The organism is Haloarcula litorea (genome assembly GCF_029338195.1).
Classification (GTDB): Archaea; Halobacteriota; Halobacteria; order Halobacteriales; family Haloarculaceae; genus Haloarcula; species Haloarcula litorea.
On record NZ_CP119779.1, the window covers coordinates 2433983 to 2457330 of the forward strand.

The following is a 23348-nucleotide window of genomic DNA, read 5'->3' on the forward strand; positions in this document are numbered from 1 at the left end:
GGCCGTCCCGCCGAGCGCTCCCTCACACGCCGAGGAGCCGGCCCCGTGACCCGGCCGGCGGGAGTGGTGGCGAGCGAAGCGGAGAGCCTTTTACTCCGCGCGGGCGACAACCCGACCAGATGCCGTTCGTCACGACTCTCACCCTGACCAGTGGGGACCGACACCGCCTCGACGACGTCGTGGCGGACATCAAAGAGCGCGCCGAGCGCCGCGGCGTCGAACTGGAGGGGCCACAGCAGGAACCGGTCACGAAGCTCCGAGTTCCACAGTCCAAGACGCTTGGTCCCGACGGCGGCTCCTTCGAGCCGTGGAGCTACACCGTCTACGAGCGGGTCCTCAACATCGTCGGCCACGACGAGTTCGCCCGCGAGGTGACCGCCGAACAGCTCCCGCCGGGCATCCGCGTCCAGGTCGAGGTCGAGCGCCGCACGCCGCCGGGGAGCGGGGCATAAGTCCCCCCGGGTCCTTCGGCCGGTATGGACGAGGCCCGACACGACCGACTCGTCGCGCTCCGCAGAGCCCTCCACAGCCACCCCGAGCCCGCGTGGTGCGAGTTCTACACGACCAGCCGCATCGTCGAGGAAGTCGAGCGGATCGGCGTCGACGACCTGCGCGTCGGCCCCGAGATCCTCGACGACGAGGCGCGGATGGCCGTCCCCGACGACGAGACGCTCGCGGACTGGCACGAACGCGCCCGCGAGGCCGGTGCCCGGGAGGACGTGCTCGATCAGTGCGTCGGCGGACTCACGGGCGCGCTCGCGACGATCGAGCGCGGCGAGGGACCGACCGTCGCGCTGCGGGTCGACATCGACGCCCTCCCGATCACCGAGTCCGACGAGACGAGCCACGTCCCCGCCGACGCGGGCTTTCGCTCGGACAACGAGGGGTATATGCACGCCTGCGGCCACGACGCCCACGCGGCCATCGGCGTCGGCGTCCTCGAAGCCGTCGCCGAGAGCGACTTCGCGGGGACGTTCCACGTCCTGTTCCAGCCCGCCGAGGAGGTCATCGGCGGGGGGAAGGCCGTCGCCGAGAGCGGCGTGCTGGACGACGTGGACCGCCTCTACGCCGTCCACGTCGGGCTGGACCACCCGACCGGCGAGGTGGTCGCCGGCGTCGGGGGGTTCCTCTCCGTGCGGCAGTTCGAGGTGACGTTCACCGGCGAGACGGCCCACGCCGGCGGCCACCCCGCGCAGGGCCGAGACGCCGTCCAGGCGCTGGCGACCGCGGTCCAGAACATGCACGCCATCCGCCGGCACGGCGACGGCGACACGCGGGTCAACGCCGGCGTCGTCGAGGGCGGGACCGCGACCAACATCGTCCCCGAGTCCGCCCGCATCGAGGGGGAGGTCCGGGGCGAGACGACCCACCTCAAGGAGTACATGAGCGACCGCGTCGACACCGTCGTCCACAGCGCCGCCGAGATGCACGACTGCGAGGCCGAGATCCGGACGACCGCGGAGGCCCCGAGCGCCGAGAGCGACGACGAACTCGCCGAGTACGTCTACGAGGCCGCCGGCGGGACGACCGGCGTCACGTCGCGACTGCGGACCGACGAACTCGGCGGCAGCGAAGACGCCACCTACCTGATGGCCCGCGTCCAGGAGCGCGGCGGGCTGGCCTGCTACGTGGGCGTCGGCACCGACCACCCCGGCGGTCACCACACGCCGACGTTCGACGTGGACGAGCGGACCCTCGCCGTCGGCGTCGACACCCTGGCGGGGGCCGTCGACCGCTGCTGGTAGTCAGCCCCGGGGGCCGGTCCAACTCGATAGCGTGACCGTCCGCCGATCGTTGGGCGCGTGCCACACGACGGCGACGGTCGCTCCGCTCAGATCGAGGTCCGAGACGCCGATCGGCGTCGCCCCGGTGACGGTCACGCCGTGGCCGGCGGCGACGGCCGCGCTCGCGCCGAGTGAGCCGAACTGCTCGAACGGGTACCGACCGTTCGGGTCCCCCGCCGCCGTCGCGTCGCGTACGACCACCGACAGCCGCCCCGCCGTCACGGTGTCGCCGCTTGCGTGCGTGATCGCCAGCGCGTCGGCCCCGCTCGCGTCGTAGTCGAAGTCGAACGCCGCCTGTGGCGTGGCCCGCTCGCGCGCGTCCTCGCCGAGGCCGAACAGGACCGTCGCCGTCGTCGCCGCGAGCAGCATCGTGATCCCGATCAGCAGGACGACGCCGACGACCGGCGACAGCCCTCGCTGCCCGGGCAGGTGGCTCTGTCCCTGCATCGTTTCCCCCACACCCCGCACTCGCGGCTCCCGTCGATCCGCCCGACCCCTCGTCACGCCCCCGCGTGCGGCGCGTCTACCATAACACTCTGTCAGTATCCGGTATAAACGTTTGTACCGATTGACAACAAGGTGGACGGCGAGTCGTTCACGACGAGCAGCGCCGAACCGCTCAGTACTTGGCGTCCGCCCCGGTGACCTCGTAGACGTCGTCCATGATGGCGTCGCGCTCGTCCTGCCACCGGCCGAACTCCGCGGGGTCCTCGGGGTAGTCCTCGTAGTGGTCGAGCAGGCGGTCGGCCAGGTTCTTCGTCTGGTAGAGGTCGTAGATCGTGCCCCAGTGGCCGACGCTCTTGACGGCCGTCTTGATCTTCAGGCCCAGCCCCACGTCCGTCGAGCCGGAGTACAGCGCCTCGGCGAGGTTCGTCGCCGGCAGCGCGGCCAGCAGCCCCATCAGGTCGTCGACGTCGTAGGCCGTCGTGAAGATGTTGTAGACGTCCAGGGCGGCGTAGCGAGCGCCGAAGTGGTCCATCACGTTGACGTTGTACTCCCAGAGCGCGGCCTCGTCGTCCGCGCGCCCGTCCTCGATGGCCTCGATGGCCTGCTCGGCGGCGTACTTGCCGGCGTAGGCCGCCCCGGCGATGCCGCCGCCGGTGGTGGGGTTGACGTGGCCCGCCGCGTCGCCGACGGCCAGGTAGCCCGGTGCGACCGCCGAGTCGTAGGGTCGGCGGGTCGGCAGCGCCGCGCCGAGCTTGTCCGTGACGTCAGCGCCGTCGAACTCCTCGCGACCCTGGAGGTCGGCCTTCAGGTCGTCGACCAGCTCCATCGGCTCCTCGTTCATCTGGAAGCCCAGGCCGGCGTTGATCTCCGTGTCGGTCCGCGGGAAGTACCAGAGGTAGCCCGCCGACCGGTCGGTGGGCTTGAACACGAGGGCGTCGTCCCACTCGACCGGCTCCTCGACCTCGATGATCTCCCGGTAGGCCGAGCAGAACTGCGAGTACTGGACGTTGGTGTCGAAGGTGCTCCCGTCGAAGTCGACCTTGTCCTGCAGGAGCGACAGCGCCCCGGCGGCGTCGACGACCAGTTCGGACTCGTAGGTGACCGGCTCGCCCTTCCGCGTCGCATCGACGCCGGTCACGGTGCCGTCGTCGGCCTGTCGCACGTTCTGGACGACCGTGTCGTAGTGGAACTCCGCGCCGGCGTCTTCCGCCCCCTCGATGAGACAGCGGCCGTACTCCCAGCGGTCGATGACGGCGAGTTCGCCGGGCACCGGGATCTCGAGGACGGTGTCCTCCTGGGGGATCTCGAAGCGGCCGTGGTCGACGCCGGTGTTGGTGAACGCCGGCTCCAGCTGGGACTTCGGGATGGCCTCGGGGAAGTCGCTGGCCCCCTTCAGCGCGTCTCCGCAGGCGATGTGGCCCGCCTCCTCCGCGTCTTTCCGCTCGACGACGACGACGTCGTAGCCGGCGTCGGCCAGCGTCGCCGCGGCGTAACAGCCCGACGTGCCCGCCCCGACGACGGTCACGTCGTACTCGCGTGTGGTCATGCTCGCCCGTCCTAACCCCAGAGAGAAAATCGTTCCGACTGCCGGAACGCGGGGTCGCGACGGGAATAAAGAGTTTTGCCGGGGGGTTCCGAACGCGGGGGTATGACCGACTACACCGTCGAGTTCGTCGGGACGGGCGAGACGATCACCGTCTCCGACAAGGACACGATCCTGTCGCGGTGCATCGAGGAGGGCATCGCCCAGGAGTACTCCTGTCGGGTGGGGATGTGTCTCGCCTGCTCGGCCGAGATCGTCGAGGGCGAGGTCGTCCAGCCGGCCGCTCGCGGACTCACCGAACGGGAGCGGGAGGAGTACGCCCTGACGTGTATGGCCCGCCCGGCGTCGGACCTGCGGCTCGACCGCGGCGAGTACCCCCCGAGCATCGAGTCGGAGGGCCGGGGCGATCCCGCCGCGGCGGACGACTGACCGGCGATCCGCTCCCGAGAGCGGCGTAATTTTCCGCTCGAGGGACTGGCCGCCGCGAACGAGCCCGCAGCGACCGCCATCGGGCCGAAGGGCAGACCATATATGTCGGTGGGTCCTATATGGGGTGACGACAGCGTCAGCGGAGGGCCGTCGACGACACACTTCCCAACCATGACCAGCCGTGTATACAGACTCCACTCGACACTCGAACTGCCACTGGAAGACGCGTACGACTTCTTCGAAGACCCCGACCTCCCACCCGAGATCGCTGACGTGGACATCACCCGCCGGAACAACACGCTCATCGTCAGCGCCGTCGCCGAGGACGACAGCATCAGCAAGTACACCCCGACAGCCCAACTGAAGGCCAGCGTCACGGAGAACCGGGTGTACGAGGAGGACCCCGACGAGATGGGGCCGCCCGGTGCGGCCAGCGTCGGATCGTCGGGCGGTGGCCCGCAGTGGGGCGCGCTCGAAGAGGAAGAGGAGGAGATCGAGTCAGAACTCGTCGAGTACGCCTGCTTCAAGGGCGACCGCGAGACCGTCCTCCAGAACACCGCCCTCCAGTACGAGATGTTCGAGGTGCTCTGCGAGGTCGCGAAGATCGCCGAGAAGGGGACGCTGACCGCCATCGCCTCCGTCGACGAGTCCCTCGAGGCCGTCCGCATCGTCGACGGCGAGGAACGGCCCGCCTCCATCAACGTCGTCGAGGACCCCGCCGACGAGGACGAGGAAGACGGCGTCAACTGGCGCGACAACGAGTTCATCAGCTGAACCCCGCCGCCACCGCTTCTCCGCGCAGTCTCAGACGGTCAGTTCACCGCCGGCGACCCGATCGGCCAGTTCCAGCGTCACCGTCGCCTCGACGTAGGCGGCGACGAGTATCAGCACCGCGGCGACGGCGACCAGCCACCCGGCCTCCCGGAGGTCCCGCCGCGTCACGAGTTCCTCCTCCAGCCCTCTGAGGTATCGGACCGTCAAGCGGGCGAACCGGAGGCCGACGGCCGCGACGACCAGCAGCGCCGGGATCTCGATGACCCCGTGAGGGACCAGCAGCGCCAGTACCACCACCGGCGACAGCTCCTGAACCGCCAGCGCCACGACGACGCCGATCAGCAGGCCGTTCAGGACGAGGCCGAAGACCGTGACGATGCCGATCGACACCGCGCCGAGCAGCATCACCAGCATCGCGCGGAGGTTGTTGACCGCGATGGAGACGGTGGTGAGCCGGTCCGGGAAGAAGGGGTTCGAGCCGCCCGCCTCGGGCGTCGGGAGCGACTCGATCGGGATCGCGCTCCCCAGCAGGAAGCCGGCGAGCGTACTCGCGCCGAACACCAGGGCGGCGACGGGGACGTAGAGGGCGAGCCACCGCCGGCAGACGGTCGCCGCGGCGGCGAGTCGGTCGTGCATCGTTCACCACGAGGGCCGAGACCGTGAAAAAGGGTGCCGACCGGTCGCCGACGGGGCGGTGTGTGCGATCCTCTCCCAAACCTGTCGACTGTCCAAAAAGTACTTACAACAGCTAATTATATCTCATTACACGATGTCCGACGAGTTCCCCGACTACCTCGACGTCGACTACACCGACGGCGAGGGCGAAGAGCCCGAGGAGTACCCCACGGTCAACCACAAGATCGAGAAGGCCATCGAGGTCACGAAGCAGGGCCTCGAAGAGTACGAGAACCCGGTCGTGATGTGGACCGGCGGCAAGGACTCGACGCTGACGCTGTACTTCGTCAAGGAGGTCGCCGACCGGTTCGACCTGGAGGTCCCGCCGGTCGTGTTCATCGACCACTACCAGCACTTCGACGAGCTCATCGACTTCACGAAACACTGGGCCGACGAGTGGGACCTCGACGTCATCTGGGCGCGCAACGAGGACGTCGGCGACGTCGTCGACGAGCAGGGGCTCGAACCCGGCGACGAGATCGCCATCGACGACCTCTCGGAGCACAACCAGCACCACGTCCGCAACATCCTCGAGTACGAGGAGGACACCTTCCCGTTCCTCCTCGATACGTACGTCGGCAACCACCTCCTGAAGACGGTGGCGCTCAACGACGCCATCGAGGAGTACGACGTCGACGGCATCCTCTCGGGGATCCGCTGGGACGAGCAGGAGTCCCGCGCCGACGAGACGTTCTTCTCGCCGCGCCACGACCCCGACATCTACCCGCCCCACGACCGCATCCAGCCGATCCTCCAGTTCAAGGAGGCCGACGTCTGGGAGGCGTTCTGGAACTTCGTCGTCCCGGACACCGTCGAGGGCTACCCCGACGAGGGCTACGTCCCGCAGGGGCAGGACGACCTGCCCGAGGGCATCGAGAAGGAGGACGTGCCCGTCTCGCCGAAGTACTTCGCCGGGTTCCGCTCGCTGGGCAGCGAGGTCTCGACGGACAAGTCCGCCGAGGAGCCCGCCTGGCTGCAGGACATGGAGAACACGACCGAGCGCGCCGGCCGCGCCCAGGACAAGGAGGACCTGATGGAGCGCCTGCGCGACCTCGGCTATATGTGATCGCCGACGGCTGACACGCCTCCACTCTTCCCTTTCTCACCGCTCGCTCAGCGACAGCGCCACGGCCAGGCAGAGCGCGGCGACGACCAGTAGCACCGGCGCGGTGACGGGCCGCCGGCCGACCTGGACCTGGTAGGCCAGGTAGCCGACGGTCGCCGTCGCGGTGCCCACGAGCGTCGTCGCCCCGGCGTGGACGAGTTCGAGCCGCCGGCTGTCGGCGTCCGCGCCCAGTTGCACGCCGAGGTCGACCGCGGTCCCGCCCACGTCCCACGCGACGAGGGCCGCGACTCCGGCGGCCAGCGCCAGCCAGGCCGGCGTGCCCGCGACGCCGGCCGCGAGGACGCCGACGGTCTGGACCGCGGCCCCGACGGTCACCGCCCGCCGGGACCCGACCACGACGCCGACAGCGAGCGTACAGACGCCGCCGAGCGTACAGGCGAGCGCGAGCCAGCCGTAGGCACCGGCCAGCCCGACGGGGACCAGTCCCGCCACCACCGAGAGCGCGAGGCTGGTGCGCGGCGGCGCGTAGCGAGTCACCCGGACCGCCCCCCGACGAGCCGGTCGGTCGCGACCGCGAGCGGTTCGTCCCAGTCCCAGTCCGCGACCGGGACGCCAGCGGCTCTGAGGTCCGAACACCGGAACCCACGCAACACGGCCGCCAGTCGGGTCGCCGGCGTCCGACCGCTCGTCGGGGCCGGACTGACGACGGTGACGGGGTGACCGTGGGCGTCGAGCCGTCTGACCGCCGCGGCGACGCCCCGCTCCAGCAGCGGCGAGACCACGACCACCTGCGCCCCGGCGGGGAGTCGCCCGCGGAGCCAGTCGAGGTCGAGGTCGGTCAGGCGGTCGTGGTCGCCCGTGGCCGCCGACAGCGCCGGGTCCGTGGCCAGCAGTTCACGGGCGCGGGCGCGGTGGTCGTCGCCGCTGCCGGGCGGGAGCCAGCAGTCCGGGGCCGTCAGCGCCGCGAGGCCGACGCGGTGGCCGGCCCCGAGCCCGGCTGCCAGCAGCTCCCCCGCGGCCGCCACCGAGCGGTCGAGGGCCGTCACCCCGTCGGCCTCCGGCCCGACGACCGCCCGCGGCGTCGTGTCGACGAGGACGACCACCGGCGCGGTCCGCTCCGTCCGGAACTCCACCGTCGCGAGGTCGCCGGTCTTGGCGCGGTGGTGCCAGTCCACCCGGCCCAGCGGGTCGCCGGCGCGGTACTCCCGGGTGGCGAAGAACTCCGTCCCCGCCCCGCCGTCGCTGGTGGCGACGCGGCCGGTCCGGCGGGTGTCGGGCTCGCGCAGCGGGAGCGTCACGCCGGGTGCCCGCACGGTCGGCCGACAGGCGATCGTCGTCGGCGTCGCCGCGTCGACCCGGACCGAGACCGCCGTCGCCCCGGCGACGTCGCGGACGAGCGCGTGGACCGGGCCGAACTCGTGGCGGCCGCGGCGGGCCGTGACGGTGTACTCGACGGTCGCCGTCTCGCCGGGCCGGAGCGCCGTCCCGTGGCGCGGCGTCCCGTCGGTCACCGCGAGGCCCGGCGGGACGCCGTCGACGACGCGGAGGTCCGGCAGCGTCGTCGCCCCGTCGTTGGTGACGGCGAGTTCGACGGTGACGGGGTCGCCCGGCCGCGGCTCGGTCTCCGAGAGCGACCGCTCGACGGTGAGCGTCGGGTCCGGCGGGGACCGGGAGCGGGCGTAGGCGGCGTAGCCGACGCCGACCACGCCCAGCAGCATCGCCGCCGGCTGGCGGGTCAGCACGCCGACGCCGAGGGCGGCGAGCGCCGCCGCCCCGACGCCCAGCCAGTGGTCGGTCGAGCGCGTCGTCGGTGCCTCCCGCCGCATCGCCTCCTCGGGCGGTGCCCGGTCGACGTGCTCGACCCGCGCCCGGAGCCGCTCGCGGACGGACGGTTCGGCGTCGTCTCCGCCGCCGTCGAAGTCGTGTCCGGCCCGCGCCGCGACGGCGTCGACGGCGGCCCCGAGCCGCGTCTCGTAGCTCGGCTCGCCGCCGACGAGTCCGCGCAGGCCGGCCGGGGACCGCTCGTCGGCCGCGTCCCCCCGCGCGAGAAACGCCGCCGCGGTCCGGTCGTCGGTCCACGTGCCGCGCTCGACCCGCTCGCGGGCGCTCGCCCGGTCGGCCCCGTCCCGCACGAGCGCCTCGACGGCGACCCGCCTGAGCCGTCCCTGCTGGCGAGTCCCCTCGCCGAGGAGGTAGCCCTCGGTGCCGTCGGCCGCGAACACCTCGTCGAGCGCGCCCCCGGGGGGCGGCGTCTCCGGCCGCCGCTCCACGTCGGCGGTCCGCGCCCGCTCGACCGGCCGCAGGTACCGGACGCGGAGCCGCCGGCCCGCGAGGGCGAGCGCGGTGACGCCCAGGACCGCGACGGCGACGCGGTCCACCGACAGCGGGAGACTCGCGGGGCTGACGAGCGCGACCGTCCCCAGCGCGAACGCCGCGAGACCGACCGCGACGGCGAGGCCCCGGCGCATCAGTCCCGGTCCTCCGCGTGGGTCGCCTCGACGCGCCGCAGCAGCTCGACCGCGCGCTCGGCGTCGACCGGGTCCCGATCGGCACCCCCGTATCGGACCCGCTCGAACAGCGCCGTGAGCTCGTCGACGGCGTCGGGGTCCATCCCCGCATCGACGGCCGCCGCCCGGAACTCCCCCGGCGTCGTCGACGGGTCCGAGACGTCGAGCAACGCGGTCATCTCGTGCCACGCGCGGTACACCTCGTTGTCGAGCGTCGCGCCGTCGGCGACCCGGTCGGCCGCCCGGCCCGCGGCGGCCCCGACCGCCTCGGCCGTCGTCCCGCCCGTGTCCCCCCGCTCGGCCACCGGCTCGTCGTCGTCCGCGTCGGTGGAGTGCCACTCCCGGGCGACCAGCGCCAGCCCGACGGCGAGCGGGACCAGCGCGAGCACCAGGAGGGCGGACGGCGCGACGGTCCCGGTGCTGCCGACGGTCTCGCTCCCGCCCAGCGAGACGTTGCCGCCGAGGGGCCGACCGGGCACGCGCCCGCTCCCGCCCCTGCCCAGGAGGGCGGCGGCGAGCCACAGCCCGCCGACCACGGTGGCGACGACGGCGACGACCCTCGCGAGGCCGCGGCGGTCCCACAGCAGGGAGCCGACGGTGACGGCGACGGCGGCGGCCAGCAGGAGCGCCATCAGGTCGGTGACCCACGGGAGCGGCGGGAGCACCGATCGGCTGTCGTCGGCCGTCGGCGGTGCCAGTCCGCCGTCGCCGCTGCCGCCGCCCGGGGCACCGGACCCCGAGCCGGCACCCAGCGAGGGGTCGACCGCCGACGGGAGCGTGACGGCCGCGAGGGCGACCGCCAGGACCGCGATCAGCGTGAGCGTCGCAGTGGTGGAGGGCTGCCGAGTCACGTCCGATTGGACGGCGATAGCCCACAAAACACCACCGCTCGGCGGGACGGACGCGGAGCGTTTTTTGCCCGCGGCGGCGACCCCTCGCGTATGTCCACGGACCACGACTGGCTCGCGCTGGACGACGACGAGGAGGTCGTCTGGTCGGGCCAGCCCGCCACCGAGTCGCTCTACGGGGCCTACCTCGTCGGCGTCCCGCTGATACTGCTGCTCGGACTCGGACTGGTGATCGTCGTCTCGGCGTACCTCCGGCAGTCCAACACGGACTACGTCATCACGACCAAGGGCGTCTACAAGAAGACGGGCGTGTTCAGCCGGGCCGTCACCGAGATCGAGTTCGACAAGATCCAGAACACCTCCTTCTCGGCGGGTGCCGTCGGCCGCTACTTCGGCTACGGCGACGTGATGATCAGCACCGCCGGCGGCTCCGGCGTCGAGATGACCCTCGACGGCGTCGCGGACCCGCAGTCGGTCCAGAAGCGACTCTCCCGACGGGTCACCGCCGCTCAGGGAGAGTCGACCGGGGAGGGCGAGCGGTCGACCGACGACGTGCTGGCCGACATCCTCGGCGAACTGCGAGCGATCCGCCGGACCCTCGACGGGGACGGGCACACGACGGACGAGTCCGAGGACGCCGGCGGCGTCGACGCCCACGACGAGGACCGAGCGCGATGAGCGCCACCGACGGGGTCCCGGTCGACGGGGAGCGCGTCGTCTGGGCCGGCCAGCCCCGCCGACGCGTCGTCCTGCAGGGCCTGGCGGCGGGGCTCCCGCTCGGGCTGATCGTGGGGCTGGTCGCGGCGCTCGTGGCGACCGGATCGCCGCTTCCGACGGCCGCCGTGGTCGCCGCCGGCGGCCTGCTGACGCTCGTCGCGGTGGCCCTGCCGGTGGTCGGCGTGTGGCTCTGGCGGCGGACCACCGGCTACGTCCTGACCGAGCGAGCGCTGTACCACCGGACCGGGCTCCTCCGGGTGACGGTGACGGAACTGCCGCTCCGACACGTCCAGAACACCTCGTTCTCCCAGGGGGTTCTCGGGACCCTGTTCGACCACGGGACCGTCGCCGTCGACACGGCCGGGAGCGCGGGGGCGGAGCTGCGGCTGCGCGCGCTCGACGACCCCGCGGCGGTCCACCGGCGGATCGCCGAGCGGGCCGCGAGCGTCCGGGGCGACCGCGACGACGACCTGCCCGGGACCCCGGAACAGTGGCGGGCCGTCCTGGACGAGGTCCGCGGACTCCGCCGGTCCCTCGCGGGCGAGTGACTACGCCGGCGGGCGGTAGCGGTCGCCGGCCTTCTCCAGTCGGCCCTCGGCGACGGCGCGTCGCAGCGCCCGGTCGACCTCCCGTTTGTCGACCGTCGTCGCGCCCATCAGCGAGTCCACCTGCGCCCGGGAGCACCAGCCGTCCTCGCCGGCCACGTCCCGGACTGTCTCGACGACGCGGGTCGTGATGTCCGTCGGCATAGGTCCAGGAGCGACCGGCCGACACTTCCCTCTGTCGGGGACGTGACGGCGACGCTCTCGGGCGACGACCGGCCACGCTGGCGGTATCCTTTTGGTGACAGTGGCAGACGGCTAGGCTATGTCCGACGAGGTGAACCCGTTCGAGAGTCTGCAGGAGCAGATCGAGGACGCCGCCGAGTACCTCGAGTACTCGACGGACGTGCTCGAACGGCTGAAACACCCCGAACGGGTGCTGGAGACGACCCTGTCGGTGGAGATGGACGACGGCTCCATCGAGGTGTTCAAGGGCTTCCGCTCGCAGTTCAACGGCGACCGCGGCCCGTACAAGGGCGGCATCCGCTACCACCCGCAGGTCTCCCGCGACGAGGTCAAGGCCCTCTCCGGCTGGATGGTGTACAAGTGCGCCGCCGTCAACATCCCCTACGGCGGCGGCAAGGGCGGCATCAAGGTCGACCCGCGGAACTACTCTGCCGACGAGATGGAGCGCCTGACACGCTCGTTCGCGAAAGAGCTCCGCCCGATCATCGGCGAGGACCGGGACATCCCCGCGCCGGACGTCAACACCGGCCAGCGGGAGATGAACTGGATCAAGGACACCTACGAGACCCTGGAGAACACCACCGAACCGGGCGTCATCACCGGCAAGGCCATCGAGTCCGGCGGCAGCGAGGGCCGGACCGAGGCGACCGGCCGGTCCGTGATGCTGACGACGCGGGAGGCGTTCGACTACCTGGGCCGGGACATCGAGGAGGCGACCGTCGCGGTCCAGGGGTACGGCAACGCCGGGTCGGTCGCCGCCCGGCTCATCGACGAACTGGGCGCGAGCGTCGTCGCCGTCTCCGACTCCTCGGGGGCGGTGTACAACGGGGACGGGCTGGACGCGGAGGCGGTCAAGGACCACAAGCGCGAGACCGGGTCCGTCACCGGCTACGAGGGGGCCGACGAGGAGTTCGGCAACCGCGATCTGCTGACGATGGACGTCGACCTGCTGGTGCCGGCGGCCCTGGAGAACGCCATCGACGCCGACATCGCCGAAGACGTGCGGGCGGACATCATCGTCGAGGCGGCCAACGGTCCGCTGACGCCGGCCGCCGACGACGTGATGGCCGAGCGGGACGTCTACGTCTTCCCGGACATCCTCGCCAACGCCGGCGGCGTCACCGTCTCGTACTTCGAGTGGGTCCAGAACCGCCAGCGGTTCTACTGGGACGAGGAGCGCGTCAACGACGAACTCGAACGAGTCATCACGAACGCCTTCCGGGACCTGGTCGACGCCTACGAGAGTACCGACGCCGAGACGTTCCGGACCGCGATGTACGTCGTCGCCATCGAGCGCGTCGTCGACGCCGCCGAAGAGGCGGGTATCTGGCCCTGAGAGCGACGCTGGCCCCCGACCGGGTCGCCGCGACCACCGACGTTTTCCCTGCGCCGCGCCCACGCTCGGTATGGACACCTACGAGCGTCGGGTCCGGGTGGCGGCACCGCTGTCGGAGGTCTGGGCGTTCCACGCCTCGGGCGACGGCCTGGTCGCGCTGACGCCGGACTGGATGCACCTCCGTATCGAGGAGAGCCGCGGCCCGGACGGCGAACCGGACCCCGAGGTGCTGGAGGACGGATCGACGGTGGTCTCCTCGATCAGGCCCTTCGGCGTCGGGCCGCGCCAGCGCTGGGTCTCGGAGATCGTCGCCCGCGAGGAGGGCGACGGCGAGGCGATGTTCCGGGACGTGATGCGGGAGGGGCCGTTCCCCCACTGGGAACACACCCACCGCTTCTACGCCGACGGCGACGAGACGGTCGTCGAGGACCACGTCGAGTACGAACTCCCCGGCGGGCCGCTCGGCCGGGCCGTCGGGCCACTGGGCGTCGTCGGCTTCGAGCCGATGTTCCGCCACCGGCACCGGACGACGAGGGAACTGCTCGAGGGGTGACCGTCCGAGCCAAGGTTTTTATCCGGCAGTTCCTTTTGTCCTCGTAGAGACAACGTATGTCTGCAGACGATCCACGGGAGGACGACGACCGGAGCGACGTGCGCGACCGCATCGAGCAGGAGGCCGACCGCGCCGTCGAGCAGTTCGACGAGGGCATCGTCGACCTGCTGTCGTGGCTCCTCGACACGGAGACGCGGGCCCGAATCTACGTCAGCCTCCGCCAGCACCCCCGGAGCACGAGCGACGAGGTGTCGGAGGCGACGGGGCTGTACCCGAGTACCGTCCGGGAGGCGCTGGCGGCGCTCCACGAGGAGGGGACGGTGACGCGGCGCAAGCGCGAGAGCGACGGCGCGGGCAACAACCCCTACGAGTACAGCGCCATCCCGCCCAGCGAACTCGTCGAGAACGTCGTCGGCGACGTCCAGGCGGAGCTGAACGCCGTCTTCAACCTCGACGACCACCTGGGGGACGGCGACGACGACTTCGAGACCGACGACCCCGTCACCATCTCCGTCGAGGACGACGACGAGGAGTGAGCGAGCCCCGCTCACCCGTGTGAGGAACCCACGAATAGTGGGCAAGACGACACCACTAAACCGGGTCACGCCGTTGGCCGGGGTATGAGAGTCGCGCTGGGGGGTACCTTCGACCCCATCCACGACGGGCACCGCGCGCTGTTCGAGCGCGCGTTCGAACTCGGGGACGTGACGGTCGGGCTCACCAGCGACGACCTCGCGCCGAAGACGCGCCACGACGACCGCTACGTCCGGCCGTTCGACGAACGCCGGGCCGCCCTCGCCGAGGAGCTGTCCGTCCTCGCCGAGGGGTACGACCGCGAGTGGAGCATCCGCGAACTGTCGGAGCCGACCGGTATCGCCACCGAACCGCAGTTCGACGTCCTCGTGGTGTCGCCCGAGACCGAGACCGGCGGCAAGCGCATCAACGAGCTCCGCCGCGAGGAGGGTCGGGACCCGCTGGAGATCGAGGTCGTCCCCCACGTCCGGGCCGACGACGGCGAGGTCATCTCCTCGACGCGGATCGTCAAAGGCGAGATCGACGAACACGGCAACCTCACGCCCGAGCGCGAGGGCCGCGGCCAGCCCTCGTAGCTACCAGTCGGGCGCTTCCAGTCCCGCCGCCTCCAGAATCCCCTTCCAGCGCTGTTGGATCGTCAGCCGAGAGACGTCCGTCGCGTCGGCGACGGCCGTCTGGGACCGCTCCTCGCCGGCGACCAGCGCCCCGACGTAGACGCTCGCCGCCATCGTCGCCCGCTTCGACCGGTTCTCCTCGGGCAGCGTCGAGAGGAACAGGTCGACCGCCCGCGAGCGGGCGTCCGAGCCCAGGTCGAGGGCCTCCCCGGCCTGCTCGATCTCCGCGATCCACTCCTCGTGTTCGACCCGGTCGCTGGCGCGGTACACGGACTCGGGTTCGAGCCGCCGGTACGTAAACCCTCGTCGCCACCAAGCGAAGGGTTCTTGACCACCTCGCCGGTAGCCGGGACTGCGCGCGGGTTGCCGAGCCAGGCCAAAGGCGCAGCGCTTAGGACGCTGTCCCGTAGGGGTCCGCCGGTTCGAATCCGGTCCCGCGCACTGGACGGCGAAGCGACGAAAGAGCAGGTACGGACTCGAAACCCCGTGAGTCGCAGCGCGAACGGACGTGAGCGACCCTCTCGCTCCGGTTCGAATCCGGTCCCCCGTAGTCCTCACGTCACCCCCGTGCCGCGAGTTCGTCGGCGACGTGCCGTGCCAGTTCGGGGTCGTCCGTCCAGACGCCGTCGTAGCCGTCGTCGGTCTCGCGGGCGACGAGCGCGCAACTGAACTGGTCGCGAACGGGGCCGATGAAGACGAGCACCCAGTAGGGAGCGAGGACGCCGTCCTCGTCGGTGTGGACGGTGAGGCCAGGGACGGCCGGCGGCGTCCAGTCGACGGGGAGGTAGACGTCGATGTCGAGCGCCGTCTCGGCGGCGAGGTGGCGGTAGACGTCGACCTGGGCCTCGAAGGCGGCTCTCGTCTGGAAGGAGACGCCGAGGGCCCCCTGCTCGACGCGGGCGGCGCGGTCCTCGATCTCCCGGGTGACGACGAGGAGTTGGCGGCGGGTCAACGCGGTGTAGACGGTCTCGTCGAGGACCTCGAACAGCGCGCGGTAGCCCGGCGATACCTCGTCCGGGTCGGCCGGGCGGACGACAGGGGGTTCGAGGAGCACGTCGAGGTCGGCCAGCGGGATCGCCCCGGCGAACTCCCCGTCGTCCTCGATGACGACGAACGGAGCGGGCCCGTCCGGCGGGAGCGGTCTGTGGTCGACGGTGACGCTGTGGGTCGCGAACTGGGACGTGAGGTCCGTGTCCTCGGCCGCGTAGACGACGAACCGCTTCCGCGACTCGCTGGCCGCCGAACGGATCGACTCGAACATCGTCACTGGTCGCGTCGATCCGCGACAGCGTCGCGGACGAGGGCCGCGACGGGCTCCGGGATCGGTTCGAGGGTGACGGTCCCGGTCTCGGGGTCGAAGTCGATCAGCCCGCTGTCGGCGAGGATCGGGAGATCGGCGTGTCGCAGCCCGATGCGGACGTCGTTGTAGTCGTCGGGGGTCGCCATCCCACCGGTCGTCGCCTCCCAGCCGGTCAGTATCGCGGCGAGCTCCTCGACCGTGCGGTCGTGGTCGGGGTCGGCGAGCAAGACGTACAGCAGGCGGCGTCGGCGCGTCGACGCCAGGGCGCGATACAACCGGTCGTCGGCCAGTCCCGCTACGTCGCCCGATCCGCCGCCGGAACACGTCTGTCCGGACCGCTTCTCGGGGTCGGTCATACGTACGGGCCTCGCCGCCCGGTAGCATAAGTATGACGAATAACTAACTATTACTCCACCGGACCGCCACGGATCGGTGACCACGTCACACGGACCGAGGAAACGACGGGTACACTTACGTATCGGCAAAAACATCTTTACTGGCGAAGGTCGACAGGCCGTCACAGCCCGGAGGGGGAGACCGTGAGCACGACACAGCCGACGGGGCCGTCGTCACAGGCAGTCGCCGGCAGCCACGGCTACCGGGTCGTCCGCCCGTCGTCGCGGCGCGGTCTCAGAACGGCGGTCTGTGGGGCGGCCGACCTGGTGGTGGTCGACCCGGCAGCGTTCCCCGGCGACGCGGCCCGGGACCTCAGGTGGGCCGACCGGATGACGACCGGGTTCGGCGTCGCGGTCGTCGGCGAGCCGCCCGAGGGGGCAGAGAGGGCGGTCGACGTCGTCGTCGACCGCCCCGCGACTGACGACCGTGTCGAGGCTGCTGTCGAGCGTATCCAGACGGCCGAGCGGTACCGGGAAGCGCTCCGGCGGTACTACCGGGCGGTCGCCGAGGGGGACCGGCGGCGAATCGAGCGCGAGGGTGCGCGCGCCCGTGACCTGCGTGAGGCCGTCGATCCGTCGCTGCTGCCGGGGCTGCTCGACGCTACTTGTGGGTGAACAGCACCACGTCGCCGTCGTGGATCGTCGTACAGAGGTCCATCTCGAAGTCCAGTTCCAGCGAGGTGAACTCCCGCTTGCAGACGACCATGTCGTCGAACGGCGTCTCGCAGGCCGGGCAGGCGACGGCCGTCGTGTTCTGGTAGGACTTGATGGCCTCGTTGTCCTCGCGGGGCGTCAGCGACGAGACGAGTTCGTCGAACTCCTCCATACCGGCCCCTCGGCGGCCAGCGAGTAAAACGTGTGGCCGGGAGCGAGGGTCGCCGGTCACCGACGAATTAAAGTGAGGTTGCAGTACACCAATCGGTAATGGAACGTACGTCGCGCGGGCGTCGGTTCGTCCTCGTCGCGGGCACGACCGAGACGGCACGGCGGGACGGCATCAGCGCCGCCGGGGCGGACCCGGACCTGCTGACGACGACGCCGTCGGCCGACGCCGAACTGGTCACGTACGGCGCGCCGGTGCGGACCGACACCGTCCCGGTGAGTCCCACCGGCTGTCCCACGCCGGCGCTGGTCACGCGAGCCGTCCGCGAGCTGCTGGGGACGGAGGTGACCGTCGTCGACGGCGGCCTCGCGGAACCGACGGCGGCTCCGACGGTCACCGTCGGTGCGAGCCCCGGTCGGGATATCGGCGAGGCGGATCCGGTCCCGACGGCCCACGGCGGGTTCGAGGCGGCACGGGCGTTCGGCCGCGAGCTCCCGGCCGACGAGCTGTGGCTCGGGGAGACGATCCCGGGCGGCACGACGACGGCGCTGGGGGTCCTGCGGGCGCTCGGCGAGGACGCGATGGTCTCGTCGTCGCTGCCGGACAACCCCGTCGAGCGCAAGGAGCGGGCCGTCGAGGCGGGGCTCGCGGCCAGTTCGCTCGCGGTCGGCGACGCCGCCGGCGACCCGAAGCGGGCGGTCCGGCGGATGGGCGACCCCGTGCTGGCGACGCTCGCGGGCCTGACCGTCGGCGCGGTCGAGACTGACACGGCGGTGACGCTGGCGGGCGGGACCCAGCAGGTCGCCGCCGCCGCCCTCGTTCGACACGCGGGCTACGAGGGCCGGCTCGGGCTGGCGACCACGAGCTACGTCGCCGACGACGGGACGGCCGACCTCCGGGCGAGCGCCGACAGCCTCGACCTCGATCTGACCGTCACGGACCCCGGCTTCGAGGAGCGCGACCACGTCGCGATGGAGCGGTTCGTCGCCGGCGAGGCCAAGGAGGGGGTCGGGATGGGCGGCGCGCTGGCGCTGGCCGACCGCGCGGGGGTCCCGATGGCGGAGGTCCGAGAGCGGTTCGCCGCGGTGTACGACGACCTGCTGGGAGCTCCCGCGGACGACCGGCGGGCGGTGGAGGGTGGATGAACGGCGTCGTCCTCGCCGGCACGGCCTCGGGCGTCGGCAAGACGGTGGCGACGCTGGCGGTCCTGCGGGCGCTCGACGAGGCCGGCTACGACCCCCAGCCGGCGAAGGCGGGGCCGGACTACATCGACCCGAGCCACCACGAGGCCGTCACCGGCAAGGACTCGCGGTCGCTGGACCCGTGGCTGGCCGGCGAGGACGGCGTCCGGCGGACCTACTGGCGCGGCGAGGGCGACGTCTGCGTCGTCGAGGGGATGATGGGACTGTACGACGGGAGCGAGGTGTCGACGGCGCGCGTCGCCGCGGCGCTGGACCTCCCCGTGGTCCTCGTCGTCGACGCGAGCGCCGGGATGCAGAGCGTCGGCGCGACGGCGCTCGGTTTCCGGCGGTACGCCGACGAGGTCGGTGTCGACGTCGACGTCGTCGGCGTCCTCGCACAGCGAGCCCACGGCGGCCGCCACGCCGAGGGGATCCGCGAGGCGCTCCCCGACGGGCTGGACTACTTCGGGCGGGTCCCGCCGACAGACGACCTGGAGATCCCGGACCGGCACCTCGGACTGGAGATGGGCGGCGAGTCGGCCCTGTCCGACGACGCCGTCGACGCCGCGGCCGACGACGTCCGCGCCGAGCGGCTCGCCGCCGTCGCCCGCGAGCCGCCGGCCGCCGCTCCAGTCGAGGCCGAGCCGACGGGCCGGACCGTCGCCGTCGCAGACGACGCGGCCTTCTGTTTCACCTACCCCACGACGGTCGCGCGGCTACGCGAGCGGGGGACGGTCGAGCCGTTCTCGCCGCTGGCCGGCGACCCGCTCCCCGACGCCGACGCCGTCTACCTCCCCGGCGGCTACCCGGAACTCCACGCGGCCGACCTGGCGGCCTCGCCGACGCTCGACGCGGTGGCCGAGCGGGCCGCCGACGGCCTGCCGGTGTACGGGGAGTGCGGGGGGCTGATGGCGCTGTCGGAGTCGCTGACGACCACCGATGGGACGACCCACGGGATGGCGGGCGTCCTGCCGGCGGCCGTCGAGATGCGCGAGCGCTACCAGGCGCTCGACCACGTCGAACTGACCGCGACCCGCGAGACCGCGGTGGCGGCCGAGGGCGACCGCCGGCGCGGCCACGAGTTCCACTACTCGTCGGCAACCGTCGACGGCGACGCCCGCTTCGCCTTCGACGTGGTCCGCGGAGAGGGGATCGACGGCGACCACGACGGCCTGACCGAGTATCGCACCGTCGGCACGTACTGTCACGCCCACGGGGCGAGCGGTGCCTTCGACGGACTGCTGACCGGCACAGCCCACCGGTGAACGGACGAGAGGGCGTCTGACGGGCAGCGCACGGACGACGGACGCCCACAAACCTTTTTCCTGCCCTCCGTCGTGGTACGGATAATGACCGAGTTGCGCGACCTGCTGTCGGACGTGGTCGCAGACGCCGATGCCGTGTTCCTGTTCTCTCCGACGACCGCCCTGTTCGAGCGGTTCGCCGAGAGCGAGACGCCGATCGCGGTCGTCGGGGCCGACAACGCCGTCGACGCCGACACCTTCGTCGAACTGCCGCTGGACTTCACCGACCTGGAGGGCCGCCTCCGGTTCGGTATCGAGGGCGCACTGGAACAGGAGATCGTCGAGGACGGCGACGAGGTCGTCTGCGTCTCGGACTTCATGGGTGGCTCGGCGAACACCGTCGCACGCGTGGAGACGACCGACTTCTCGCCGTCCGGCGTCTACGATCTGTTCGTCAACTCCCGTGCCGAGCCCGGGGTGGTCAGGGACGTGTTGGAGGTCGCGGTCGAGCTCGGCAAGAAGGGCCAGAAGGGCAAGCCCGTCGGCGCGCTGTTCGTCGTCGGCGACGCCGGCAAGGTGATGAACAAGTCCCGGCCGCTGTCGTACAACCCCTTCGAGAAGTCCCACGTCCACGTCGGCGACCCGATCGTCAACGTGATGCTCAAGGAGTTCTCGCGGCTGGACGGCGCGTTCGTCATCAGCGACGCCGGCAAGATCGTCTCGGCGTACCGCTACCTCGAACCCTCCGCGGAGGGGGTCGACATCCCGAAGGGGCTCGGCGCGCGGCATATGGCCGGCGGGGCGATCACCCGTGACACGAACGCGACGGCGATCGTCCTCTCGGAGAGCGACGGCCTGGTCCGGGCGTTCAAAGGCGGGGAGCTCGTCCTCGAGATCGACCCCGAGGAGTACTGACGATGCAGGTGAACTTCGAGTGGCCGCAGGTCATCCGCTACCTGTTCTCGCCGGAGGGGACGCTGATCCTCTCGCTGATCGTCCTCGTCTTCGGACTGGTCGTCGGGTTCGTCGTCTGGAAGTGGACCAGGCAGTTCCTCTCGGAGGTCGGGGTCCCCGACCTCGTCGAGGGGACGCCGTTCGAGCGGACCGCCAGGAGCCTCGGGACGTCGACGGTCGGGATCGTCTCCAACCTCGCGGCGCTGTTCGTCTACGTCGTCGCCATCACCGTCGCGCTGAACATCGCCCGCCTGGTCAACCCCGAGGCGTACTGGACCCGCGTCACCGAGTTCCTCCCGGACCTGTTCATCGCCGCCTTCGCGCTCATCATCGGTCTCATCGCCGGCGACAAGGCGCGGCTGGTCGTCTCCGAGCGGCTCCGTAGCGTGAAGCTCCCGGAGGCGACGATCCTCCCGGAGATCGTCAAGTACAGCATCTTCTTCCTCGCGATCCTGATCGCGCTCGGCCAGCTCGGGGTCGACATCATCGCCCTGCTGGTCCTGCTCGGGGCGTACTCGTTCGGCCTGGTCTTTCTCACCGGGCTCGCGCTGAAAGACCTGCTCGCGGCCAGCGCCGCCGGGCTCTACCTCCTGCTGACGGAGCCGTACAGCATCGGCGACGAGGTCATCATCGACGACCGGCAGGGGATCGTCCAGGAGGTCGACGTGTTCGTCACCCACGTCGAGAGCGACGGCAAGGAGTTCGTCATCCCGAACCAGATCGTGATGCGGTCGGGGATCGTCCGCGTCCGCGACTAACCCATCTCCCCGACCGGTTCGGCGGGCACCCCGGCGACCGTCGTCTCGGGCGGGACGTCCGTCGTGACCAGCGAGTTCGCCGCGACCTGGGCGTCGGCCCCGATCTCGACCCCCGGGAGGACGACCGCGCCCGCGCCGATCATCGCCCGCTCGCCGACGACGACCTCGCCGGTCCGGTACTCCGTCTGGAGGAACTCGTGACAGAGCAGCGTCGCGCTGTAGCCGACGATGGCGTCCTCGCGGACCGTGATCAGCTCCGGCCAGAACACGTCCGGCGTCGCCTCCAGCCCCCACGCGACGCCGGTCTCGACGGTCATCCCGAGCCGGCGCAACAGCCAGTTCTTCAGGCGCAGACTCGGCGAGATCCGACAGAGGAGGATGACGGCGTAGTTCACCATCACCCGCAGCGGGTGCTTGGCGTCGGTCCAGGAGAACAGGGAGTTCCGGGGACCGGGCGTCGGGTGCCGGCGCAGGTCGTCGTGTCGTGGGCCACTCACGGCTCGGGGTTACGGTCCCGTCGTATTCAAACCACTCGGCCCGGAGCCGGCTACCGGCTCCGCCAGAACGTCGGCGTCAGCATCACCAGCACCGGCAGGATCTCGATGCGTCCGACCCACATCAGCAGGACCATCAGGAGCTTGCTGGACCGGGCGAACCCCTCGTAGGTGCCGTAGGGGCCGGCCCGGCCGAACGCGGGGCCGATGTTGAAGAACGTCGACGCGGCGGCAGACAGCGCCTCGAACTCGGTGATCGGCCGGCCGGCCCGCTCGCCGTCGGCGACCAGCAGGACGGTCCCGACGATGAAGAACACGAGCGCGACCAGCGTGTAGGCGTAGACGTCCCGGATGGTGTCCTCGTCGACCACGTCGCCCCCCAGCCGCACCGGCCGGACGCTCCGGGGCTGTGCGGCGACGTTGAGGTCCCGCCAGAAGGACTTGACGACGACGACCCAGCGGAGCGTCTTGATCGAGCAGGTCGTGCTGCCGGCCATCCCGCCGACGAACATCCCGACGAACAGGACGTTCTTCGCGGCCGCCGACCACGTGTTGAAGTCGGTCGACGCGAACCCCGTCGTGGTCACGATCGAGACCGTCTGGAAGGCGGCGTGGCGCACCGTCGTCTCGACGCCGGCGTCGACCGCCGAACTGACGGTCAGCAGTCCGACCAGCATCGCCGTCCCGCCGGCGAGGATGGCCAGGTAGAACCGGAACTCCTCGCTCTCGCGCAGCCGGTCGGTCTCGCCTCTGACCAGCGCGTAGATGAGGACGAAGTTCGTCGCGCCGACGACCATGAACGCGGTGACGGCCCACTGGACGGCCGGCGAGAACGCCCCGACGCTCTCGGCCCGCGGCGAGAAGCCGGCCGTGGCGATGCTGGTGAACGCGTGGGCCAGGGCGTCGAAGGCGGTCATCTCCGGCGCGACTCCGACGACGCCGAGCAGCCCCAGGACGGCCGCAGCGCCGGCTGTCAGGGCGAGGTACAGCGCGACCAGGAGCTTCGCCGTCTGCTCGATCCCCGGCGTGAGCTTCGTCACGTCCTCCGTGCGGCTCTCGGTCTCCATCAGCTGCGCGCCGGCGACCGAGAGCCGCGAGAGCACCGCCGTCGCCAGCAACAGCACTCCCAGGCCGCCGAGCCACTGGAGGACCTGTCGCCACATCAGCAGCGCCTGCGAGTGGGCCTCGAAGTCCCGGACGACCGTCGCACCGGTCGTCGTGATCCCGCTCATCCCCTCGAACAGGGCGTTGACCGGGCTGGCGAACACGCCGGTGCCTTCGAGGTACATCGGGATCGCGCCGACGACGGCGATTGCGCCCCAGGCCAGCGCCACGGTCAGGAACGCCTCCCGCTCGTGGATGCGGTGTCGCTCCAGCCGTGAGAGGGCCGTCCCGACCGCGAGCGTCCCGGCGACGGTCAGGAGGTACGGCGTCGGCGACTCCCCGTAGACGATGGCGACCGCGACCGGGACCGCGAGGGGCACGGCGAGCCACTGGAGGATCGCACCGAGCACCTGTAGCGACGAGCGGACGTCGACCGTCGTCAGCGCCACGGCTCGTCACCGACCTCCGTCGGTCTGGGCT

General features: G+C 71.4%; 29 protein-coding genes and 1 tRNA gene. 17 read left to right on the plus strand and 13 right to left on the minus strand.

The features are described 5' to 3' along the window. Window positions 1-119 precede the first annotated feature (119 nt). Together P0592_RS13130 and P0592_RS13135 are read left to right on the plus strand one after the other, a co-directional pair. On the plus strand, window positions 120-452 hold the full coding sequence (locus tag P0592_RS13130) for an uS10/mL48 family ribosomal protein (RefSeq protein WP_276271351.1): 333 nt from the start codon (window positions 120-122) through the stop codon (window positions 450-452). A 24-nt stretch (window positions 453-476) separates the two neighbouring features. Further along, window positions 477-1745: an amidohydrolase gene (locus P0592_RS13135; protein WP_276271352.1), complete on the plus strand. Its 1269-nt coding sequence runs from the start codon at window positions 477-479 to the stop codon at window positions 1743-1745. Here P0592_RS13135 and P0592_RS13140 read toward each other — a convergent pair whose 3' ends face one another. Beyond that, entirely contained in the window at window positions 1746-2231 is a 486-nt protein-coding gene (locus P0592_RS13140) for a type IV pilin domain-containing protein (RefSeq protein WP_276271353.1), read from the minus strand. Window positions 2232-2403: 172 nt separating this feature from the next. After that, window positions 2404-3777 carry a geranylgeranyl reductase family protein gene (locus tag P0592_RS13145; RefSeq protein ID WP_276271354.1) on the minus strand — a complete coding sequence of 458 codons (1374 nt, stop codon included), beginning with the start codon at window positions 3775-3777 and terminating at the stop codon, window positions 2404-2406. 102 nt (window positions 3778-3879) lie between these two features. Between P0592_RS13145 and P0592_RS13150 the strand changes: the two genes are divergently transcribed. Both P0592_RS13150 and P0592_RS13155 read left to right on the plus strand, forming a co-directional pair. After that, window positions 3880-4203 carry a 2Fe-2S iron-sulfur cluster-binding protein gene (locus P0592_RS13150; protein ID WP_276271355.1) on the plus strand — a complete coding sequence of 108 codons (324 nt, stop codon included), beginning with the start codon at window positions 3880-3882 and terminating at the stop codon, window positions 4201-4203. Between the two features lie 171 nt (window positions 4204-4374). After that, the gene (locus P0592_RS13155; protein WP_276271356.1) at window positions 4375-4977 is read left to right on the plus strand and encodes a DUF7110 family protein; all 603 of its coding nucleotides are present in this window, start codon (window positions 4375-4377) and stop codon (window positions 4975-4977) included. Window positions 4978-5007: 30 nt separating this feature from the next. Here P0592_RS13155 and P0592_RS13160 read toward each other — a convergent pair whose 3' ends face one another. Next, the gene (locus tag P0592_RS13160) at window positions 5008-5613 is read right to left on the minus strand and encodes a stage II sporulation protein M (RefSeq protein WP_276271357.1); all 606 of its coding nucleotides are present in this window, start codon (window positions 5611-5613) and stop codon (window positions 5008-5010) included. A 133-nt stretch (window positions 5614-5746) separates the two neighbouring features. On the opposite strand from P0592_RS13160, the gene P0592_RS13165 reads away from it, so the two are divergent. Further along, the gene (locus P0592_RS13165) at window positions 5747-6718 is read left to right on the plus strand and encodes a phosphoadenosine phosphosulfate reductase family protein (RefSeq protein ID WP_276271358.1); all 972 of its coding nucleotides are present in this window, start codon (window positions 5747-5749) and stop codon (window positions 6716-6718) included. A 36-nt stretch (window positions 6719-6754) separates the two neighbouring features. Here the strand turns inward: P0592_RS13165 and P0592_RS13170 are convergent, their stop codons facing one another. The 3 genes from P0592_RS13170 to P0592_RS13180 are packed head-to-tail and all read right to left on the minus strand — an operon-like array spanning window position 6755 to window position 10076. After that, a complete protein-coding gene (locus P0592_RS13170) occupies window positions 6755-7255 on the minus strand; it encodes a DUF7519 family protein (protein WP_276271359.1) in 501 nt (166 codons plus the stop codon). Next, window positions 7252-9186, minus strand: coding sequence for a DUF58 domain-containing protein (locus tag P0592_RS13175; RefSeq protein ID WP_276271360.1), 1935 nt, complete (start codon window positions 9184-9186; stop codon window positions 7252-7254). The genes P0592_RS13170 and P0592_RS13175 overlap by 4 nt, the downstream gene beginning before the upstream one ends. Beyond that, the gene (locus P0592_RS13180) at window positions 9186-10076 is read right to left on the minus strand and encodes a DUF4129 domain-containing protein (protein WP_276271361.1); all 891 of its coding nucleotides are present in this window, start codon (window positions 10074-10076) and stop codon (window positions 9186-9188) included. The genes P0592_RS13175 and P0592_RS13180 overlap by 1 nt, the downstream gene beginning before the upstream one ends. 90 nt (window positions 10077-10166) lie before the next feature. Between P0592_RS13180 and P0592_RS13185 the strand changes: the two genes are divergently transcribed. Together P0592_RS13185 and P0592_RS13190 are read left to right on the plus strand one after the other, a co-directional pair. After that, window positions 10167-10751 carry a PH domain-containing protein gene (locus tag P0592_RS13185; RefSeq protein WP_276271362.1) on the plus strand — a complete coding sequence of 195 codons (585 nt, stop codon included), beginning with the start codon at window positions 10167-10169 and terminating at the stop codon, window positions 10749-10751. Beyond that, window positions 10748-11338, plus strand: coding sequence for a PH domain-containing protein (locus tag P0592_RS13190; protein WP_276271363.1), 591 nt, complete (start codon window positions 10748-10750; stop codon window positions 11336-11338). The genes P0592_RS13185 and P0592_RS13190 overlap by 4 nt, the downstream gene beginning before the upstream one ends. Here P0592_RS13190 and P0592_RS13195 read toward each other — a convergent pair whose 3' ends face one another. After that, a complete protein-coding gene (locus tag P0592_RS13195; RefSeq protein WP_276271364.1) occupies window positions 11339-11539 on the minus strand; it encodes a hypothetical protein in 201 nt (66 codons plus the stop codon). 118 nt (window positions 11540-11657) lie between these two features. Between P0592_RS13195 and P0592_RS13200 the strand changes: the two genes are divergently transcribed. The 4 genes from P0592_RS13200 to P0592_RS13215 all read left to right on the plus strand — a co-directional run bounded on the left by P0592_RS13200 (window position 11658) and on the right by P0592_RS13215 (window position 14576). Continuing rightward, a complete protein-coding gene (locus P0592_RS13200) occupies window positions 11658-12914 on the plus strand; it encodes a Glu/Leu/Phe/Val family dehydrogenase (protein ID WP_276271365.1) in 1257 nt (418 codons plus the stop codon). 70 nt (window positions 12915-12984) lie between these two features. Then, the gene (locus tag P0592_RS13205) at window positions 12985-13467 is read left to right on the plus strand and encodes an SRPBCC family protein (protein ID WP_276271366.1); all 483 of its coding nucleotides are present in this window, start codon (window positions 12985-12987) and stop codon (window positions 13465-13467) included. A 56-nt stretch (window positions 13468-13523) separates the two neighbouring features. Beyond that, a complete protein-coding gene (locus tag P0592_RS13210) occupies window positions 13524-14003 on the plus strand; it encodes a helix-turn-helix domain-containing protein (RefSeq protein WP_276271367.1) in 480 nt (159 codons plus the stop codon). Window positions 14004-14087: 84 nt separating this feature from the next. Further along, complete coding sequence (locus tag P0592_RS13215; RefSeq protein WP_276271368.1) at window positions 14088-14576, plus strand: phosphopantetheine adenylyltransferase; 489 nt, start codon at window positions 14088-14090, stop codon at window positions 14574-14576. Here the strand turns inward: P0592_RS13215 and P0592_RS13220 are convergent, their stop codons facing one another. Then, a complete protein-coding gene (locus tag P0592_RS13220) occupies window positions 14577-14885 on the minus strand; it encodes a cyclin family protein (protein WP_276271369.1) in 309 nt (102 codons plus the stop codon). 86 nt (window positions 14886-14971) lie between these two features. Between P0592_RS13220 and P0592_RS13225 the strand changes: the two genes are divergently transcribed. Continuing rightward, window positions 14972-15056, plus strand: a tRNA-Leu gene (locus P0592_RS13225). Between the two features lie 118 nt (window positions 15057-15174). On the opposite strand, the gene P0592_RS13230 is transcribed toward P0592_RS13225, so the two are convergent. Both P0592_RS13230 and P0592_RS13235 read right to left on the minus strand, forming a co-directional pair. Further along, the gene (locus tag P0592_RS13230; RefSeq protein ID WP_276271370.1) at window positions 15175-15876 is read right to left on the minus strand and encodes a DICT sensory domain-containing protein; all 702 of its coding nucleotides are present in this window, start codon (window positions 15874-15876) and stop codon (window positions 15175-15177) included. Between the two features lie 2 nt (window positions 15877-15878). After that, entirely contained in the window at window positions 15879-16271 is a 393-nt protein-coding gene (locus P0592_RS13235; protein ID WP_276271371.1) for a DUF7344 domain-containing protein, read from the minus strand. A gap of 183 nt (window positions 16272-16454) precedes the next feature. Between P0592_RS13235 and P0592_RS13240 the strand changes: the two genes are divergently transcribed. Continuing rightward, window positions 16455-16925: an SPFH domain-containing protein gene (locus P0592_RS13240; RefSeq protein WP_276271372.1), complete on the plus strand. Its 471-nt coding sequence runs from the start codon at window positions 16455-16457 to the stop codon at window positions 16923-16925. On the opposite strand, the gene P0592_RS13245 is transcribed toward P0592_RS13240, so the two are convergent. Then, the gene (locus P0592_RS13245; protein ID WP_276271373.1) at window positions 16912-17136 is read right to left on the minus strand and encodes a DUF7385 family protein; all 225 of its coding nucleotides are present in this window, start codon (window positions 17134-17136) and stop codon (window positions 16912-16914) included. The two genes, P0592_RS13240 and P0592_RS13245, sit on opposite strands and share 14 nt — an antisense overlap. Before the next feature lie 98 nt (window positions 17137-17234). On the opposite strand from P0592_RS13245, the gene cobT reads away from it, so the two are divergent. The 4 genes from cobT to P0592_RS13265 all read left to right on the plus strand — a co-directional run bounded on the left by cobT (window position 17235) and on the right by P0592_RS13265 (window position 21270). Beyond that, a complete protein-coding gene (gene cobT, locus P0592_RS13250; RefSeq protein WP_276271374.1) occupies window positions 17235-18278 on the plus strand; it encodes a nicotinate mononucleotide-dependent phosphoribosyltransferase CobT in 1044 nt (347 codons plus the stop codon). Continuing rightward, window positions 18275-19579, plus strand: a complete 1305-nt coding sequence (locus tag P0592_RS13255) for a cobyrinic acid a,c-diamide synthase (RefSeq protein ID WP_276271375.1) — start codon at window positions 18275-18277, stop codon at window positions 19577-19579. The genes cobT and P0592_RS13255 overlap by 4 nt, the downstream gene beginning before the upstream one ends. Window positions 19580-19663: 84 nt before the next feature. Next, a complete protein-coding gene (gene dacZ, locus P0592_RS13260; RefSeq protein WP_276271376.1) occupies window positions 19664-20473 on the plus strand; it encodes a diadenylate cyclase DacZ in 810 nt (269 codons plus the stop codon). 2 nt (window positions 20474-20475) lie between these two features. Further along, window positions 20476-21270: a mechanosensitive ion channel domain-containing protein gene (locus tag P0592_RS13265; protein ID WP_276271377.1), complete on the plus strand. Its 795-nt coding sequence runs from the start codon at window positions 20476-20478 to the stop codon at window positions 21268-21270. Here P0592_RS13265 and P0592_RS13270 read toward each other — a convergent pair. After that, complete coding sequence (locus P0592_RS13270) at window positions 21267-21767, minus strand: acyltransferase (RefSeq protein WP_276271378.1); 501 nt, start codon at window positions 21765-21767, stop codon at window positions 21267-21269. The genes P0592_RS13265 and P0592_RS13270 overlap by 4 nt on opposite strands. A gap of 50 nt (window positions 21768-21817) precedes the next feature. After that, window positions 21818-23317, minus strand: a complete 1500-nt coding sequence (locus tag P0592_RS13275) for a TrkH family potassium uptake protein (RefSeq protein WP_276271379.1) — start codon at window positions 23315-23317, stop codon at window positions 21818-21820. Between the last annotated feature and the right edge of the window lie 31 nt (window positions 23318-23348).